Below are 19498 nucleotides of genomic sequence, written 5' to 3'. Positions count from 1 at the left end.
CGCCTATTTTATAGGTGTGCTTTTTGGTGTATAAGACAGAAAATATGGTGTATACTTTAATTATTATGCAAACTAAGGAGAAAAAATGTATATTCAGACAGAATTTAATTTAAAAGAGTTTATAGATAAAAAAATAACTTATGATATTCCTATGGAAAATGAGTTAATAACTAATAATGAAGAGAAGAATTTTCTTTTAGAGTTGAAAGAATCATTTAAAGAGTGTAAGAGTTTTTATTTTAGTATAGCTTTTATAAACTTTTCAGGACTACAACTTATTTTAGATGAGCTTAAAAGTGCAAGTGATAGAGGGATTAAGGGGAGTGTTATAACTTCTACTTATTTAAACTTTACACAACCAGCAGCACTTAAAAGGTTAAAAGAATTTGATAATATAGATTTGAAAATATTTATAACAGATGAAAAGATGAAAGGCTTCCATACTAAGGCTTATATTTTTGAGTATGATAATTTTTATAAAATATATATAGGTTCATCAAATTTAACACAGGCTGCACTAAAGAGTAGCGAAGAGTGGAATGTAAAAGTAATTTCTAAAAAAGATGAAAAGTTTTCACTTGAAGTTATGGCGGGATACAAAAGACTTATAGATGAAACTGATATGGTTGATGATGAATTTTTAAAAGAGTATGAGAGCTTTATAAAAGAGCTTAAAATTCTTGGAACAGAGCAAAAGACTAGAAAGTTTTTATCAAATAGTAAAAAGATTAAACCAAATTCTATGCAAATTAGGGCACTAGAAAACTTAAATAGACTTAGAGGGCATGGTGGTAGCAAAAGTCTTGTTATAGCAGCTACAGGTACAGGGAAAACTTATATGTCAGCCTTTGATGTTAGAGAGTTTAACCCTAGAAGAATGTTATTTATAGTGCATAGAGAAGATATTCTTAGAAAAGCTATGAGTGACTATGAAAAGGTTATAGATAATAAAAGTTTAGGACTTTTTACAGGGAATATGAAAGAGCGAAATAGTGATTATATTTTTGCGACTATTCAAAGTATTTCTAAGCATTATGACGAGTTTTGTTATAATGAATTTGATTATATTGTTATAGATGAAGCACATCATAGTAGTTCAATTACATATCAAAGAGTTTTAAATTATTTTAAGCCAAAGTTTTTACTTGGTATGACAGCAACTCCTGAAAGGTCTGAGGGCACTGATATATTTGATATTTATGATAATAATATTGCACTAGAGATAAGACTTACAGAGGCACTTAAGGAAAATCTTGTTGTACCATTCCATTATTTTGGTATTACTGATATAGATTTAGTGGACTATAGAGGTATTGATATTAATGAGGTAGAGAAAGTAGCAAAACTTCTTCAGATTAATGAGAGGGTAGATTTTGTTATAGAGAAAATGAAGTTCTATGGATTTGATGGAGATAAAAGAAAGTGTGTTGGGTTCTGTGTAAATATAGAACATACAGAGTATATGGCAAAAGAGTTTAATAGAAGAGGGATAAAAAGTGTTGCACTAACTAGTAAAAATTCAGTTGATGAGAGAAGAAAAGAGATAGTTAAACTTGAAGATGATGATAATGATTTAGAAGTTATTTTCACAGTAGATTTATTTAATGAGGGTGTTGATATACCTCCTGTTAATACTGTTTTAATGCTTAGACCAACTCAGTCATCTATAGTATTTATACAGCAACTTGGTAGAGGACTTAGAAAGTTTATTGGAAAAGAGTTTTTAACTGTTTTAGACTTTATAGGAAATCATAATAAAGCATTTTTAATAGCGAGAGCTTTAAATGGGAATCAGTATTATGATAAAGATAGTTTAAAAGTTTCTTTGAAAACTGATTTTATAAATATTCCTGGGTGTACTAATATTCAGATGGATGAAATAGCAAAGGAAAGAATTTTAGCACAAATAGATAATGAAAACTTTAATGCTATGAAATATCTTAAAGAAGAGTATATGGAATTTAAAAAAGTAAAAGGTGGAAAACCTGTAGGACTTCTTACAGATTACTTCTTATATGATGGTGCACCAGACCCACTTAAATTTATGAAGGCAACTATAAGTAAGAGTTATCTTGGTTTCCTTGAAAAAGTTGAAAGTGATTTTGATGATATAAAGTTACTTTTAGATAAATTATTTAGAGAAGTTTTAAAAGATGTAAGTGCAAAACTACCAATTAAAAGACCTTATGAGTATTTAATTTTAAGATATCTTATAAAGAGTGGTAGTGCTACAAAGTTAGAGCTTAAAAATGATATAGCAAAATATATAGAGTTTATAGATAATGAAAGTTTTGAATATACAATAGAATGTTTAAAAGGCGATTATCATAGTAAAAAAGAAAGTATGTATCATTTTGTAAAAGTTATAGGAGATAAAGTTAAGCTTGCAGATGAAATAAGCAGAGTAGTTGAAAATGAAAAATATAAAATTTATATAAATGATTGTATAAGCTATGGACTTCTTATGTATGAAAGAGAGTATGGTGAGAAAAATTATGGAGTTCCATTCTTAAAATTATATAGTAGTTATAGTAGAGATGATTGCATGAGAATGGTGAATTCTAGGAAGAAATTTAGTGGATTTGGTATGGGTGGATTAAAGGTAAGTGATGATAAAAAGCAATGGTTCATGTTTGTAAACTTTGAAAAAGAAGAGGGCATAAAAGAAAGTATAAATCATGAGAATGAATTTATAGGTGATGATATGTTTGTATGGCAAAGTAGAAGTACAACAACACTAGAGTCAGAAGCAGGGCAGCAGCTTATAGATAATAAAAAATATGGAATAGATATGCATCTGTTTATAAGAAAATATAAAGATGTAGATGGAATGACACAACCTTATATTTATATGGGAATGTGTGATACTGTGGAGAGTTTTGGTGAGATGCCTATAACTGCACATTTAAAGCTTAGGAATAAAGTAATAGGGAAAATAATGAATGAGTTTGTGAAATAGTTAGTATATAAGATGAATTAAGGTGCATATTTAGCTCATAAGTTATAAAAAAACCTCTTTTCAAATTTTATATGAAAAGAGGTTTATATCTATCTTAAAGTTCCATTATTGTTTGGATCTTATCTCCAACTTTAATGCATAATTGTTTTTTACCACCTGATATTACACTTCCTGCTAAAGAATCAATATCATCTGTTAGAAGGTATAGCATATCTCCTTTGTGAACAGTAAAATCAATTTTGTCTGTTTCAGTTAACCAGTCATATTTAATCATTTTACCTTTACTTAAATATTTAAATCTATATCTACCAATAGATTTTGATTTAATATCTACTGTAATAATTCCATCTTTTATAACTTCCATAGTAAGACTCTTATGAGAGCTTGCAAATTCAAAATTATATCCATCTATAGTAACATGACCTTCAGATGTTGTTAAATTAACAATCTTATATTTAGAACTATTTATGAAAATTTCATTGTTTTCTGGTGACTCAGTTTCTCTAACTTTAAAAATATTTTCCATTGTATAATCACTCCTTCTTTCTAGAAAAATTCTAGAAATCTTTTCTATAGTTATTTTTGAAAATATAAAAAATAGTATGTATTATCATTTATATTTTCTGTTTTTAGGATACCATTAGTAATTCTTTATATCAAATATTATATATTATTAAATAATATATATAAATGAATATTATTGAGTATTATTATTAATAGATATCATACTATGTGTAAATATTTCCTATAAAACTATATTTATACTAGGTATATATATAAATATTTCCTATATACTGAATTATTCACCGAATTTATTTTAGTTTGACATTATGCAGTAGGTATGATAAATTTTAAATACATAATAAAGTGAGTGAGTACTCACTTTATAAAATAGAGGTGAGTAAATGAAATTAAAAGTAGAAAATGTGGAGAAGAATTTTAAGTCTAACAAAATACTTAATAGTATTAGTTTTAATATCAAACAATCAGAAATAGTTGGAGTTATAGGACCATCAGGTGCAGGGAAAACAACTTTAATAAAAATAATTATGGGGATGGAAAAGGCAGACAACGGGTTAGTTGAGTTATTGGGTTATAAAATTCCGAATAGAGAAGTTCTTGGGAAAATAGGATATATGGCACAGGCAGATGCTTTATATTTAGATTTATCAGCTAAGGAAAACTTAAAGTTCTTTGGTCAAATGTATCTTGTTCCTAAAAAGGAATTAGTAGATAGAATTAAGTACTTAGCAAAGTTATTAAATTTAGAAGATCATTTAAATAAGAAAGTAAAATCTTTTTCAGGTGGAATGAAAAGAAGATTATCTCTAGCTTTAACATTACTTCAAAATCCAGAGTTTTTAATTTTAGATGAACCAACAGTAGGGATAGATCCACAGCTTAGACTTGATATATGGGAAGAATTAAATAAGTTTAAGGCAAAAGGTAAATCTATCTTAGTTACAACTCATGTTATGGATGAGGCTGAAAAGTGCGATAGAATTATTTTACTTGGAAATGGTGAAATTTTAGAGGATGGAAGTCCAAAAGAGCTTAAAGATAAATATGGAGTAGCTTCTGTTGAGGAAGTATTTTTAAAGGTTGGGAGTGAGAAGGAGTGAGAATTGCATCTTTAGTTAGCAGAATTATAAAACAAATAATTGGTGATAAAAGAACTCTTATGTTAATGCTTGTTGCCCCTCTTTTGATACTTAGTCTAATGAATCTTGTATTTGCTAAAAATGATAATTCAAATATAAAGGTTGGTTATTATAATATGAACTCTTCAATTGTTGCTACTCTTAGTGATAATAATTTAAATATGCAGAGTTTTGATAATGATACTAATATTAAAAATCAAATAGAGAATAATAATCTAACAGCATTTATGTATATGGATGGCAGTAAGTTAGATGTTGTTTATGCTAATAGTAATATGAGTAATAAGATAGAAGTAGAATCAAAGCTTGGAATGGCAGTATCTAAGTATACAATAGAAGATTTAGCAGGTGTAATAGGAAAACAAGGCGAAGTAATTAAAAAGCAAAGTGAGATGTTAAAACAAAAACCAGAGATCCAGCAAAGTATGTTGAAACCAGATAAACTAACTATAAATAGTAGCTATGTCTATGGAAATTCCAATACAAGTTTATTTGATGGAATGGTTCCAGTTTTAATTGGATTCTTTGTGTTCTTCTTTGTATTCCTAATATCAGGAATGTCTTTACTAAAAGAAAGAACATCAGGTACTTTAGATAAACTTTTAGCAACACCAATCAGAAGATTTGAAATAGTATTTGGTTATCTAATAGGTTACGGACTTTTTGCAATAGTTCAAACCATTATAATTGTAGGATTTGCAGTTTATATATTAAATATAAATATAGTAGGAAGTATAGGTCTTGTAATACTTATAAATATAGTAGTTGCATTCTCTGCCTTAGCATTGGGGTTATTAATTTCTACATTTGCTAATTCAGAGTTTCAAATGATGCAGTTTATACCAATTATAATACTTCCACAAATTTTCTTATCAGGACTTATTCCTATAAGTAGTATGAATGTTGGGATACAACATGTAGCAAAAGTAATGCCTATGTACTATGCAGGTAATGCACTTACAGACGTTATTATAAAAGGATATTCTTTTGATAAAATAGTATTTGATATTTTAATAGTGTTATTATTTGCTATAATATTCACAGTAATAAATATTATAGGACTTAGAAGATATAGAAAGGTTTAGGGGAGAATATATGAGTAGAGAAGTAAGAAATCTATTTAATGAAAAAATAAAAGAAAATGATACAATGACAGAAAAAAAGAAAAAAATATTAGAAGTTTGTATAGAGTTATTCTCAGAACAAGGTTTTTCAAATGTTTCTACAAGCCAAATAGCAAAAGCTGCTGGAGTAGCAGAGGGAACAATATTTAAACACTTTGGGAAAAAAGAAGATATACTGATTAAAAATATAATACCTTATATCTTGGAAAGTATATTTGCTATTGTAGTAAAAGAATTTGCACAAGAAAACTTAGAAATAAATGATAAAGGTTTTGAAAAGTTTATACATGCAATAGTGAGTGATAGAATACTATTTTTAAGTGAAAATAAAAAAATAGCAAAAATTCTTATAACAGAAGTAATGTATAGAAAAGAATTAAGAATAAAATTGTTTAACTCAATACCAAGTGAATTAAAAGAAAGTTTCTTTATGATTTTAGATAAGTTTAGAAATGAAGGGGTACTAGGTGATATAGAGAATAAAGATGTAATTAAATTTATAGCTGGAAGCATATTCTCTTATGCGATAGTGAGCCTTACAATAGATAAGGAATTTGATGATGAGGAAGAGATAGATAAGATAGTTAGATTCCTTGTTAAGGGTTTGAAAAAGTAAATAATGGGGCTATATCAAAATAAAATATAGAAAGACTTCCTTTAGTGAATTTAGAGGAGGTCTTTCTATATTTAGAGCTATTGATGGTGTATTTAAATTTTAAGTGAGGTTGTATTATGTAAATAATTGATTTAAAAGGAATTAAGGATATGTACGTAGAATTAAGTATATAATAAAAATTTTTATTAATTAGAGGTGAAGTCAAAGTGAATAAGGTATTTGGAGGGTAGAAAGAAAAATCAAACTTTATTATGAGGATAAAAGGTTTAAAATAAGGGGGGATGAGGATGTTAAGAAAACAAGTTTTACTTGAGTTTAAAAAAGGAGTGATAAGAGTATTAAAAATAGAACCAGTTATATTATTGATACTAGCACTCGGTACTTATATGCTTTTTTTGATGACAAGTGATTTTGGAGACTTTATAAATAGTATAGAAATTGTAAATTTGGTGTTTACTCTAACTTTAGTCTATATTGGAATTTGGAATATAGCTAATATAACAAAGCTTATATATTATAAAAAGAGTAAGTTTGGAAAAGTCTGTGCTAAGTATGGAAATATAAAAGATGTTGCGAAATTTTTAGAGGAAGAGCTTACAACTGGTGTTATAGATACTTTTGATAGGGAAGTTAAATTAACTGAAAAATTTTTTTGTGCTAATAAGAGATGATGGAGAGATAATTTTTGCAAAGAGGGAATGTGTTGAAAAATAGAGGTTTTAGAAGTAGAAAAAGAGGTGCGTAGGGTAAGAGGTAAGTATGAGAGAAAGATAATTTATGTATTAAAGGTGACAGAGTTTGGGAAACAAGGTAATAAAAGAATTATTCAAACGCACTATGTAAGACGTGGCAATAGAGAAAGGTTTTATAATTTTTTGAAAAAGTATTTTGAAAATGTAGAAGTTAACGACAATGAAAAAAGACCAGTAATTGATGAAAATAAAGTAGCTTAAGTAAATGATAGTGAGGAATAGATGATAAGATAGTTTCTTTGTTAAGGGATTAAAAAAGTAAATAGTTAAAGGAAAAGCATCTCTAGTTAGAGGTGCTTTTTCTAATTAGTATATTGGGAAAAAATTTAGCTTTATTGGAGGTTAGAAGTAACATAAATATTAAAATAATTAATAAATTTATGTTATTATAGAATATATAAGATATTTTACATATATAAAGAATTTAAAGGAAATTATGGAGAAAAGTAATGGAAAAAAATACAATAAGTTGTTTAAAAGATTTTCAATTTAAATATAAAAATAAAAATATTTCAATAAATTTATTAGATGAATTGATTATAAAATCAATTCAAGAAACTTATAATAAAAATGATCAGAGAAGCTCCTTAAATATTACTATAGATGATGAAATAACAATTGTTTATATTTTAATAACTATCGGAATAATCTCTTATTACGAGAATATGAAAGACCCTGAAAATAATATTTTAGATAGTATTTCCCAGGGAGCTAAGGTATGTTATAAAAGAGAAATTTATACGTTTGAGGGCTGTGAAGAATTTAAAGATAAGAAATACATAAAATTAAAAAACAAATCACTGATTAATAGAGTTCCAATTGCTAATGCATATGAAATTACTACATATAACGGAGATGCAACAAGAATAAACAAGAAGAAAGGCTTAGATATTAAAAATAAATCTAATATCACTAAAGCTTTTATAGCACATTTTATGAAAGTAGATATTGGTGAATTAAATGGAAGAGTAGAAAAAAGTAATTTGATAGTTGTGAAAGGAAAAGAAAAAATAATAGATATTGTAAAGTCTATAAGTATAGTATTTGGAGAGAGAAATATACCATTTAGCGAGTTATTTAGTATAGCATATTGGACATCGAGCGAAAGTGAGCCCTTAATACTACAAAATAGTCTTAAAGAAGATATTTTATTTAATATAACTACCGATATTACAACTGGATTGGATATAGTATCAAGTAATGAAAATATTAAAAATATTTTCATTATAGGAGAAAAGTCTTATAAGGATAGTTATGAAACTGAATTAAGAGCATTCAATTTATTTTGTGACATCGAAAAATTAATGATTTTCAATACATGGGAAGATGAGAGTGAGTATGAATATTTCTTAGATCAAGAGAATGAGTTCGATATTAGCGCATTTACAAAAGGTTTTTTAGAAAATAGTGTAAAGGGAAAAATTTTGAAATGTAGTGAAGTTCAAAAAAAATATTATGATAGAGCTAATATATTAGTGAATAAAGAAAAGAAAATAAACTTTGTAATTGGAGCAGATAAGTTTAATGATGATATAAATGATGCAATTAGCTCATTAGGAGAACTCAGGAACTATAGTGAAAATAATGATGATGTTTTACAGTTTTTAAAAATAGCATATCATCTTTGTAATAAGTTTCAAAATAGTATTATTCCATTAAGGTATTGTTTTGAAAAGAAAAATAATATTTTAGAAAAAATAGAACTTTTGGAAGATAAAAAAAGTGGTTTCCATGGAACGAGGTCAGAGTACAAAATTATGGAAGATATTATAAATAGATTATACATAATAGTTGAAAGTTTAAATGATACAAATGGAAAGTTTGCAACTATTAAAAAAGCTATTAAAAGCCAGCAAAATGGAGTTATACTTTTAAAAAATAAAAAAGAAATAGATATTACCAAATATTACTTTAGTATAAATGGAATAAGAAATCTAAGTTATGAAGTATTAAAAAAAGAACAAGACTTTTCAAAGTACGAATATGTGATTGTTCCGTTTTATATAAATTCTAATAGTTTGTTAGAAAATAATTCTATTAAAAAAATAGAGATTATTTCTTATAAAAGAGAGTTTTATAAATATAGAAATGACTTTAAAAAGAATGAAAGAATGATGAAGTTAATCTGTGAAAAAAATATACTGAAAGAAAACGATATATTTGATTCAGAAGTTAAATATATTAACTTACCAAAAGTGGAATTGAACTTAGAAATAGAGGAAGAAAAGAACATAATACAAGAAAATAAGATGAAAAAGATGTTAGATGATAATTATATTAAGTTATTAGTATCTGCTGATTATAATTCTGAAAATCAGTCATATCAAAATAATCAAACGGTTGCAAAAAAAATAATTATAATAAAAAGTGGAGATTATGCATTTTTAACAGAAAACTATAGAGTCAATTGTATAGATAGAAGAAAAAATGATATTAACACTAAAAATATAGATGAAATAGAGCTAGGAGATGAAATAATATTTGTTAGAAATATAAATAATGATAAAACAGATATTGTGAAGGATATAATAGATAAGTTACTTAATGAAAAAGATTTCAAGAATTTATACGGTAAGCTTTTTGAACAAAATAAACTTTGGAAAACTTCTCTTATAAAGTATATGGAGAGTAATGAACTCGAGGAACGTGATATTAGTAAAAAATTAAAATCAGAGGGTCAAGATGTTAATCCACTGACTATCAAGAATTGGTTGAATGGGAATATTATTGGACCACGAGATTCTAACAATATAAAAATGATTGCTAAAATCATTGATGATAAGGAATTATTAAGAAAAACTAATGATATTAGTAAAGCTTGTATAGAGGTAAGAAGTCTTCAAATAAGAGTTAGGAAAATAATTGCTAAGATGATAATTAATTCAGTGATAAATCAGTATGAAGAAGAAAATGAAATTTATAAATTAGTAACTGAGGTGGTTGGTGATTTAAGTAGTTATGCATATATTGGAGAGATTACTGAGATACAAAAAATAAATAAAGAAATAAGCAATCAATATACAAATAAGATAATTGAAGGGGAAAAAATTGATGAATGAAAAAATTAGAATAAGAAAAGAAATTGTTGATAGATGTAGAGCGGAGATGCTTGGCCCAGGTTCAGAGGATATTGGTGGAGAAATTGAAAGAGAAGTAATTTCAGATTCACCAAAGGAAAGGTATTCCATTGGTATTTTATTTCCACAAGAGAATTATTTTGAAGAAATTGAAAAGCAAGATTTTGATGAAGAAGAATTAAAATCAGAAGAAGAGATAGTAGTAAAACAAAAGGGGCAGGATTTACCTAAATCAGAGATATATCAAGAAGCTTTGTCAGGTGAGAGTGATGGCATTCAGGAACAAATGAATATGACTAATCAATTCCTTCCAGCAGCTATGGGATTTACTTTTTTTACAAAGGGATCAGTTGAAAGTATAAAAATTAGAGTTAGTTGTGCAAGGTATAGAGAGAGTTCTTTTAGGGATTGTTGTGTAAAGGTAAGTAATATAAATGACGAAGAAATAAAAGCATATTTATTAGCTGATTATGTTTACGTTGAAGATGGGCTATTAAAGTTAAAACAAAATATAACTCCAAAAATACTTTTTGAAAAAGTAAATGGTAGTGTAGTTGCGAAAAAAAGACCTGATATTGTCTCTGTATTATATAAATTATCAGAACTTTGTACTGTAGATCAATATCGTAGAGGGTATGTGAGAGTTCCATTTTTAAATGATAAAATAATAGATATTTCATTAAAAGAAGAAAATAATAAAATATTTATCAATGAGAATGGAGAGGTCATTGATGAAGGAATAATAAAAATAAATGTGCTAGCTAAAAAATATGATGATAATGTTTCTAGTTACACAATTGTAATGGTTAATGAACAAAAAGGAAATCCAAATTATAAAAAATGTTTATACCAACCTGAAATTAGAGTAAGAACAGATGAAAATAATTTTGACCTTATAGAGCATACATATATGAGTAAAAAAGGAAATATAAGAGCTGACGAAGAAGAGAAGATTTATGAGTTATTATATAGAAATAAAAAGAGTTATTCAATTGGGCATGGTGTAGGAACTAATCAGGAAGTTGATAATGATGGGAAGGGAGAGATATATACTGATTTTTTACCTTGTTATGAAGTTCCTCAACTTGAATTTGTGATTAAAGATTTAGAAAATAGTGATGAAATACTGTCAATGTTTGAGTTATCAGATTTTTCTACTAAAAGTAAAATAGAAAAAATAGAACTTTTATCAGAATTTTGTGAGTCATATGAAAGATGGATAACTGGGTTAAAGGAAAATAGTAATACTATTGATGTAGATTATGAAGAAATTATAGGAATACAAATAGAGAAGTGTGTTAATACATTAGTTAGAATGAGGAGAGGTATAGAAATATTAAAAGAGGATGATAGAGTTTATACTGCATTTTCATTAATGAATAGAGCAATGCTAATGCAAAGGTATCATTCGAAATTTTCTGAAGGGGAACATGATAGATTCCCTGAAGATAAAGAGTTTCCTAAGTTTGACTATGAAAATCATGAAGCAAAGAAAGCTAGTTGGAGAGCTTTCCAATTAGCGTTTGTTTTAATGAATATTGAAAGTATTGATAATCCAGATAGTAAAGATAGAGATATAGTTGATTTAATATGGATTCCAACAGGGGGAGGAAAGACAGAGGCTTATTTAGGACTTACAGGGCTTACTATATTTTTAAGACGCTTAAAAGATCCAATATATGGTGGTGGAACAGCTATAATAATGAGGTATACTTTAAGATTATTAGCAGCTCAACAGTTTGTAAGAGCATCTATTCTTATATGTGCGTGTGAAAAAATTAGAAGAGAAAGTAAAGAATATAATCTTGGTGAGGAAGAAATAACAATAGGATTATGGGTTGGTGGTACACCTACACCAAATAAAAATAAAGAGGCTACTGAAAAGTATAAAAAACTTATAAAACCAGTAAGTTCAGCTTATGAGTTAGAATATAACAAACGAAATTATAATAAATTCCAAATTTTAAAATGTCCATGGTGTGGAACAAAATTAGAAATTGAGTATGTTGATGGTAAGAAAAAGGGGCGTTGGGGATATAATTATGATAAAAAGAAAAATATTTTCTGTCCAGATTTTAGATGCGATTTTAAAGCAAAATTACCAATACAAGTAGTTGATGAAGAATTATATAAAAATCCACCAACATTATTGTTTGGAACAGTAGATAAATTTGCTAGTTTACCATGGACTGGTGAAGTTTCTAAATTATTTGGTTTAGATGATCAGAAATTAAGTAAACAACCAGAATTAATTATACAAGATGAATTACACTTAATATCTGGACCATTGGGAAGTATGGTAGGTTTATATGAAACAGCTATTGATGCAATTTGTAGTAATATAGGTAAAAATAAAGGTTTAAAACCTAAAATAGTAGCATCTACAGCAACTATAAAAAGAGCTAAAGAGCAATGTAAAATGTTATTTAATAGAGAAGTTTCTCAATTCCCACCATCTGGGATAAAAATAGAAGATTCATTTTTCACAAAAGAAGTTCCGGTAAGTGAAAAGCCAGGAAGACTTTACGTTGGAATGATGCCATCAGGAAAAACACCTACTACAACACAAGTTAGGTTATATACTGCAATACTAGAAAGTCCAAGTTTTATAGAAGCAGAAGAGGATGATATGGATAAATATTGGACTTTAGTAGGATATTTCAATTCAATTAGAGAACTTGGAAAAACTTCAAATTTAGTAAAAGATGATATTGCAAGTAATATTAGTAGATATATGAAAAGATTATTAAAGTCTGATAAAGTAAGGTATGCAAACTTTCCGCATGAATTAACAAGTAGAGTGGAATCTACTGAAATAATTAAAATACTAAGCAATTTAGAAAATAATTATAAGGAAGTAGCAGATTCTAACTTTAATAATCGACCAATAGATGTGTTATTAGCAAGTAATATGATTTCAGTTGGAGTTGATGTATCAAGATTAGACTTAATGGTAGTTTCTGGACAACCGAAGCAAACAGCAGAATATATACAGGCAACAAGCAGAGTAGGAAGAAGGTATCCAGGGCTAGTATTTACATTGTATAATCAATCAAAAACTAGAGATAGATCGCATTATGAGTTATTTTATCCATACCATCAAACTTTTTATAAATATGTTGAGCCAACAAGCATTACACCTTTTTCAGAACAAGCTCGAGAAAGAGGACTGCATGCTGTTGTTATTAGTATGATAAGACATTTATTGAATTTAAAAAATGATGAGGATGCTAATGATTTCACAAAAGATATTGAGGGAATAAATTTAATAAAAGATTATATTATAAAAAGAGCAAGAGATCTGGATAGTACGGAATTACAAGATGTAGCAAGAGAAACGGAACTAGAGATAGATAACATAATTAAAAAATGGGATAATAAAGTAAAAACCGCTGTTGATGGTGATAAAGTTTGTTATAGATCTGATAAATTTAATAAAAATCTTTTAATGCCATACCTAAAAGAAAATGAGAATAATGCATTTCCAACAATGCAATCTTTAAGAAATGTTGATAGTGAAGCAAAAGTTGAAATACTAGTATTTGGAGGAGCAGATGATGAATAACAAAGAGACAAAAAGAATTCCATTAAGTCAGCATCAATATACTGTAAGGTTTAGTCAAGCAATATCCACATATGGAGCTGGAGCAATAGTGGATTTTAAAGATCAAACATTAATGGCAGCAGCACCTGAATATTGGAAACAGTATAATGAAATACATGATGAGAGACTAGAAAGTTTATTAAATGTTGATGAATTTCATCTTCCAGTAGATGTGGATAATGTTAGTGGGCTTCCTTTTGTAAGATTTCCTAAATGGCATTTTTGTCCTAAGTGTATGATTTTCAAATCTATTGATGAGTGGGAAAAAGAATTTATACCGGCAAAAAAAGCGAAACAAAAGGAAATGACTACTCCCAAATGTATGGAATGTAAAATGGAATTAATTCCTGCTGGTATAGTTGTAGCTTGTGAAAATGGGCATATAGATGATTTCCCGTGGGTAGAGTGGGTTCATGATAAGAGTAATACCCCTTGTAATAATCCTTTGTTAAGAAGAAAAAAAGGAACAAGTGCTTTAGGTTTAGAAGGATTAGTAATTGAGTGTGTCCATTGTAAAGCAAAAGCAACAATGAAAGGTGCATTTAATGATGGCGCATTTGAAAAGATGCAAGAAAAATATGAGCGAAGATATAAATGTACAGGAAATATTCCGTGGAAAGGAAAAAAAGAAGAATGTAATATATATCCTAAAGCAGTTCAACGAGGAGCATTGAATATATACTTTCCCAAATTAGTGAGTTCTCTTATAATACCACCATATTCACAGGAAATAAATGACCTTATTAGGGACAGTAAAGAATATAGAAGATTAATAGATATACTAGAAGACGAAGAATATGTTCAAGATAAAGGTAGAGAACAGATTATAGATCAAAGAATATCTAGAATTTCAAGTGAAATCAGGCAAAATGAAGAAATTGTAAAAATTATTGTAGAAAAATTCTTATCAAACACTACGGCTGAAAAAAAATTAAGTAAAGAAGAATATAAAATACAAGAATATAATGCTTTAATAGGAAATATTCCAGAAGAGTGTATGTCAGAAAGAGATTTCAAAATAGAAATTCAAAATGATATTGAAAAGTATAAAGTTGATGTTATAAGTAGGATTACATTAGTAAAAAAACTAAGGGAAGTAAGAGCATTAGTAGGATTTAGTAGATTAAATCCTAGCGACCAAAATGCTATAAGTGGATTTGATGAAGAGGTCTTACCAAAAGGATTTGTTCCGATAAAAGAAAAAGAAACCAATTGGTATCCGGCATATGAAACAAGAGGAGAAGGCATATTTATAGAGTTAAACAATGAGAAAATTGAAGCGTGGTTAAATAGTTGTAGTGAGATAGAACAAAGGGGCAAGTTGTTGAATGAAAGATATAATAGTAGACAGAAAAAGTTTAGGAATAAAGAGAGGGAAATTACACCTAAATTTGTTTTATTACACACGTTATCACATATATTAATAAAAGAATTTGGAGCACAATCAGGCTATGATTCAGCAGCATTGACTGAAAGGATTTATTGTGACTCTGAGCAACATGATGTTAAGATGAGTGGTATCTTAATTTATACAGCATCGGGAGATTCAGAAGGGACTTTAGGTGGGCTAGTTAGACAAGGAAGGTATGATAGATTACCTAGTATATTAAAAGAAGCTATAAGAAAATCACAATGGTGTTCTTCAGATCCGGTATGTATAGACAGCTTTGGACAAGGAAGAGAAGGGTTAAATTTATCAGCATGTCATGCATGTGCATTGATATCTGAAACAAGTTGTGAGGAATTTAATGTTTTATTAGATAGAGCATTAATTGCAGGAACATTAGAAAATAAAAAGGTTGGTTTTTTTAGTTCTATAGTAGAGTAAATTTAAATATTGAAAGGTAAGGCATCTCTGTTTAGAGGTGCCTTTTCTAAGTAGTTGATTAGGTATAAAAGTGATAGTTTTACTGAAAAGGATGCAAAGTTGGGGTTTTATTTTTAGTGCTGGATATTTGAAGTTTCTTGATATAAAAAGTTCAAATATGTGAGGTAGTAAATAAAAGTTATTTATTTATATAAAATAAAGCAATAATTATTGAATTAAATACGTAAACAAGTCAATAATTAGTTAATGTGAGAAGAAAAAATGAAATTATTGTAAGTTTTAAATGAGAGGGGAAGAAGATTATGTTTATTGGTGATAGAATAAGAGAAGAAAGAGAAAAGCAAGGAATAACACAAAGTGTAATTTCAGAAAGATTTAAAATATCAAATAAAATATGGAGTAGCTATGAGAAAAATAGAAAAACACCAGATGTAGAAATGGTGAAAAAAATTGCAGAATATTTTGATGTAACATCAGATTATTTATTAGGGATAAATTTAGAGTATCAAGATGATATGATGTTTATTCAAAAGAGGTTACTAAAAATAAAGAATAAGAAAAAATTTAAAAGTTATATAGCAAAATATAAGGAGTGAGATGAGTGTTTTTAGAAAAACAAAATATAGAAATGAAAAATAAGTACAAGCTTATGTTAAGAGATTTGGGATCACTTTCAAATATTTTTAGCGATAGTGATGTGCCATATTTAGCTTATAGAGCAACAGAAAATATTTTTTGTGAAGCTTTTAATGCAGATAATTTATCAAGATCAGATTGTTCAGCAGATGCAGCTAAAGATGGTATTGGGTTTGGAATAAAAACCTTTTTAGAAGGCAATGGAAATACTATGCAAAAAGTTGCTGAATTTAATAGAGATAGTAGTCTTTATAAAAATATAGCAACACCTAAAGAAATGATAGAAAAAGTAGCTGAGCTAAGAAATGAAAGAATAAGTAGTACAAAGAGGATACATGGATTAAATAGTCTTATATATCATTATATAACTAGATCATCAGGGAAAATAAGGGTTTTTGAATGCGATATGGATGAAGTTAATATTAAAAGTATTAATATTACGAAAGTAAGTGAAAGTAGTATTCATTTTACAGATAAAATAAATGAATATTCTTTTAATATAAGCAAGAGTACTCTTTTTAAAAGATTTAAATCAATAAATTTATTATTAGAGTTTGAAGTTGAAATAATAAAAGACCCATATACGCTATTATCTGAATTAATGGCAAGTAGAAAAGAAAAAGAAAGAGTGGAGGGGCAAAAAATAATAATAGAAACTAAAAAAGAAAAAGAATATATATATCTTCCGTTATTTTCGGAAAAAGGTGGCAGGCATGTTCCTCTGAAAAGTGGTTTGAATCAGTGGAATGCTAGTGGAAGAAAAAGAAATTCGGATGAAGTTTATATACCGGTACCATCTTTGATTAAAAATAAGTTTTCAGGTTTTTTCCCAAAGAGGGATACTGCCTTTGAATTAATTCTTCCAGATGGAAAGCAAATTACAGCTAAAATATGTCAAAGTGGTGATAAAGCACTTATGAGTAATCCTAATACAGATTTAGGTGAGTGGTTGTTAAGACAGGTAATGAATTTGAAGGAAGAGGAACTGTTAACATATGATATGCTTAGAAAAATGGATATAGATTCAGTTATTATTTATAAGGAAAAAAAAGGAAGATATTCTATAAACTTTAAAGAGGTAGGGGCATATGATTCCTTTATAGATAATATATAGTTAGAGAAATAGTCATATATTTAAAAATATATGACTATTTTATTTATAAGAGGCAATTTAATAAGGAGAAAATTTATGAGAATTGAGGACTTTCAAGAAGGAAATATAGCATGTTTAAATTTAGTTGATGAAAGAGAATTGTATGAAGTTATTAGTAGTGAGTTATTTTGGAGTAATTTGAGAATTAAAGGATTTAAAATTTTTGAAATAAATAATGAAGCGGAAGCAAGTGAGGTTTGGATTTTATTTACTGATGGAGAAAAGATGTACATAGAATCATTAGATACACAGATCAATCAGTTAGATCATTTAGAAAGTTTTGAAATATGCAATAATGAAAATTTGAATTTAAGAGTGAATAAATATTTTCTTGAAAAGTTATCAGAATTTTAATGATAACTTTATTTAAGTGCTTAACATAAAAAAATATGGTAAAATACTTCTAAGTAAATAAATAGTTAGAGGTGAAGGTATGAAAAGAACATATAATGTAGGAAGTCTTTTTGCAGGTGTTGGTGGAATTTGTTTAGGATTTAAAAATGCAAAATTTAATATGTCTTCATATAATATAGAGTGGGCAAATGAAATGGATGAATATGCATGTGAAACATATAGAAATAACTTTGAACACAATCTAATTCAAGGCGATTTAGAAAAGTTAGTAAATCCAGAAATTATTGATGAAGATATTTTAGGTTTAAAAGAAGAGTTTAAGGATATAGATGATGAAAAAAATTATAATATTAAATTAGAAATTTTAAATGATGAAAAAAAGTATTACATAGAGAAAAATAATAAAATACTGGATGAAAGCCTAGATATTCTAGTTGGAGGGTTTCCGTGCCAGCCATTTTCATTAGCTGGAAATAGATTGGGATTTGAGGATAGAAGAGGGAATTTATTTTATACAATTATGAGTTTAATTGATAAATTAAAAGATAAACCACAGGTTGTTTTTCTAGAAAATGTTAAAAATTTAAAAACTCATGATAAGGGAAATACATATAAAGTGATGGAACAGGAACTTATCAATAGAGGTTATTCAGTCAAATCAGAAGTTTTAAATACTATGAATTACTCAAATATACCACAAAATAGAGAAAGAATATTTATAGTTGCATTTTTAGATAGCAAGAAAAGTGAAAAATTCACTTTATTTGATAGATTAAATGAAATAAAAAACACTAGTACAATAGAAGAAAGAAAAGAAGATATAAAAAAAATATTAGATTTATCAATTAACAAAAAAGATAATGAAAAATATTATTATACAAAAGAAAAATATCCAAATTATTTTTTATCAGAAGATGATTATGAAAATTTACCAAAAGAAAAAAGAAAATCTGAAAGAGTAAATATAGATGAGCAAATAACAGAAGAATTATCATTTTACCAAGTTAGAAGAGGTATGTATGTTAGACAAAACAAAAGTGGAGTTTGTCCAACTTTAACAGCTAATATGGGTACAGGTGGTCATAATGTACCACTTATAAAAGTTAAAGATGGAGTGAGGAAAATAACACCAAAAGAAGCTTTTAAACTACAAGGATTCCCAGTTGGTGAAGGATATGTGCTTCCAGAGTTTTATAAAAATAAGCCATACTCAGATGCAAGATTATATAAACAAGCAGGAAATGCTGTTACGGTAGCGGTAATAGAATTAATTGCAGAAGAAATTTTGAAAGCATTAGAGTAATATAGCAAATATCATAGTGAGATTTCATTATGATATTTGCTTATTTTTTTCTAATAAATCATAAAAAGTATTATTGATTATAATTAAAAAAATGAAATATTGTGATAATTCAATAGGAAGCAGAATTTGATCTTTACATCTAATATGGATATAATTATTATTAAAAGTAATTTATGGAAATATATGTTGAGCAGGAGGAAAAATGGCAAAAATAAGTTTGTTTTCAGATTTTAACAGAGAAATTCAAGAGGGGAAGACAAAGCATAGTATAGTACCTTCTAAAGCATTTTTAGTTATGGATAATAATGAATTGTACCTTCAAATTGGAACATATGGGTCAGAGAAGAGAGTTCACCCTAATAAGGTAAGTCAAAGTATGCAAATAAAATATAGTGAATTAGTTAGATCGGAAGAGCGTCGTGTAGGGAAAG

The 19498-nt window shown here is 27.5% G+C and carries 14 protein-coding genes; 13 read left to right on the top strand and 1 reads right to left on the bottom strand.

The window, feature by feature from the left end; translation table 11 throughout:
- The first annotated feature begins 85 nt into the window (after positions 1-85).
- A complete protein-coding gene (locus tag Q0V24_RS08830; RefSeq protein WP_297520557.1) occupies positions 86-2959 on the top strand; it encodes a DUF3427 domain-containing protein in 2874 nt (957 codons plus the stop codon).
- Between the two features lie 94 nt (positions 2960-3053).
- Here the strand turns inward: Q0V24_RS08830 and Q0V24_RS08825 are convergent, their stop codons facing one another.
- A complete protein-coding gene (locus Q0V24_RS08825; protein WP_297520555.1) occupies positions 3054-3485 on the bottom strand; it encodes a hypothetical protein in 432 nt (143 codons plus the stop codon).
- Between the two features lie 379 nt (positions 3486-3864).
- On the opposite strand from Q0V24_RS08825, the gene Q0V24_RS08820 reads away from it, so the two are divergent.
- From Q0V24_RS08820 to dcm, 12 genes are all read left to right on the top strand, one after another.
- A complete protein-coding gene (locus Q0V24_RS08820) occupies positions 3865-4581 on the top strand; it encodes an ABC transporter ATP-binding protein (RefSeq protein ID WP_297520553.1) in 717 nt (238 codons plus the stop codon).
- On the top strand, positions 4578-5705 hold the full coding sequence (locus Q0V24_RS08815; protein WP_297520551.1) for an ABC transporter permease: 1128 nt from the start codon (positions 4578-4580) through the stop codon (positions 5703-5705). Before Q0V24_RS08820 ends, Q0V24_RS08815 begins: the two co-directional genes overlap by 4 nt.
- 10 nt (positions 5706-5715) lie before the next feature.
- The gene (locus Q0V24_RS08810) at positions 5716-6360 is read left to right on the top strand and encodes a TetR/AcrR family transcriptional regulator (protein WP_297520549.1); all 645 of its coding nucleotides are present in this window, start codon (positions 5716-5718) and stop codon (positions 6358-6360) included.
- A gap of 287 nt (positions 6361-6647) precedes the next feature.
- Positions 6648-7031 carry a hypothetical protein gene (locus Q0V24_RS08805; RefSeq protein ID WP_297520547.1) on the top strand — a complete coding sequence of 128 codons (384 nt, stop codon included), beginning with the start codon at positions 6648-6650 and terminating at the stop codon, positions 7029-7031.
- Positions 7032-7097: 66 nt separating this feature from the next.
- Entirely contained in the window at positions 7098-7313 is a 216-nt protein-coding gene (locus Q0V24_RS08800) for a hypothetical protein (RefSeq protein ID WP_297520545.1), read from the top strand.
- A gap of 248 nt (positions 7314-7561) precedes the next feature.
- On the top strand, positions 7562-10171 hold the full coding sequence (locus Q0V24_RS08795) for a DrmE family protein (protein WP_297520543.1): 2610 nt from the start codon (positions 7562-7564) through the stop codon (positions 10169-10171).
- Positions 10164-13754 carry a helicase-related protein gene (locus Q0V24_RS08790; protein WP_297520541.1) on the top strand — a complete coding sequence of 1197 codons (3591 nt, stop codon included), beginning with the start codon at positions 10164-10166 and terminating at the stop codon, positions 13752-13754. Before Q0V24_RS08795 ends, Q0V24_RS08790 begins: the two co-directional genes overlap by 8 nt.
- Positions 13744-15621, top strand: a complete 1878-nt coding sequence (locus tag Q0V24_RS08785) for a DUF1998 domain-containing protein (protein ID WP_297520539.1) — start codon at positions 13744-13746, stop codon at positions 15619-15621. Before Q0V24_RS08790 ends, Q0V24_RS08785 begins: the two co-directional genes overlap by 11 nt.
- A gap of 302 nt (positions 15622-15923) precedes the next feature.
- Complete coding sequence (locus Q0V24_RS08780; RefSeq protein ID WP_297520537.1) at positions 15924-16217, top strand: helix-turn-helix transcriptional regulator; 294 nt, start codon at positions 15924-15926, stop codon at positions 16215-16217.
- 5 nt (positions 16218-16222) lie between these two features.
- On the top strand, positions 16223-17371 hold the full coding sequence (locus tag Q0V24_RS08775; protein WP_297520535.1) for a restriction endonuclease PLD domain-containing protein: 1149 nt from the start codon (positions 16223-16225) through the stop codon (positions 17369-17371).
- 75 nt (positions 17372-17446) lie between these two features.
- On the top strand, positions 17447-17764 hold the full coding sequence (locus Q0V24_RS08770; RefSeq protein ID WP_297520533.1) for a hypothetical protein: 318 nt from the start codon (positions 17447-17449) through the stop codon (positions 17762-17764).
- Between the two features lie 79 nt (positions 17765-17843).
- Positions 17844-19067, top strand: coding sequence for a DNA cytosine methyltransferase (dcm, locus tag Q0V24_RS08765; RefSeq protein WP_297520531.1), 1224 nt, complete (start codon positions 17844-17846; stop codon positions 19065-19067).
- Positions 19068-19498 lie beyond the last annotated feature (431 nt).

It is taken from the genome of uncultured Clostridium sp. (genome assembly GCF_947039605.1).
Classification (GTDB): Bacteria; Bacillota; Clostridia; order Clostridiales; family Clostridiaceae; genus Sarcina.
The sequence above is the reverse complement of the archived record's forward strand: the minus strand, read 5'-3'. Positions and strand labels throughout refer to the sequence as shown.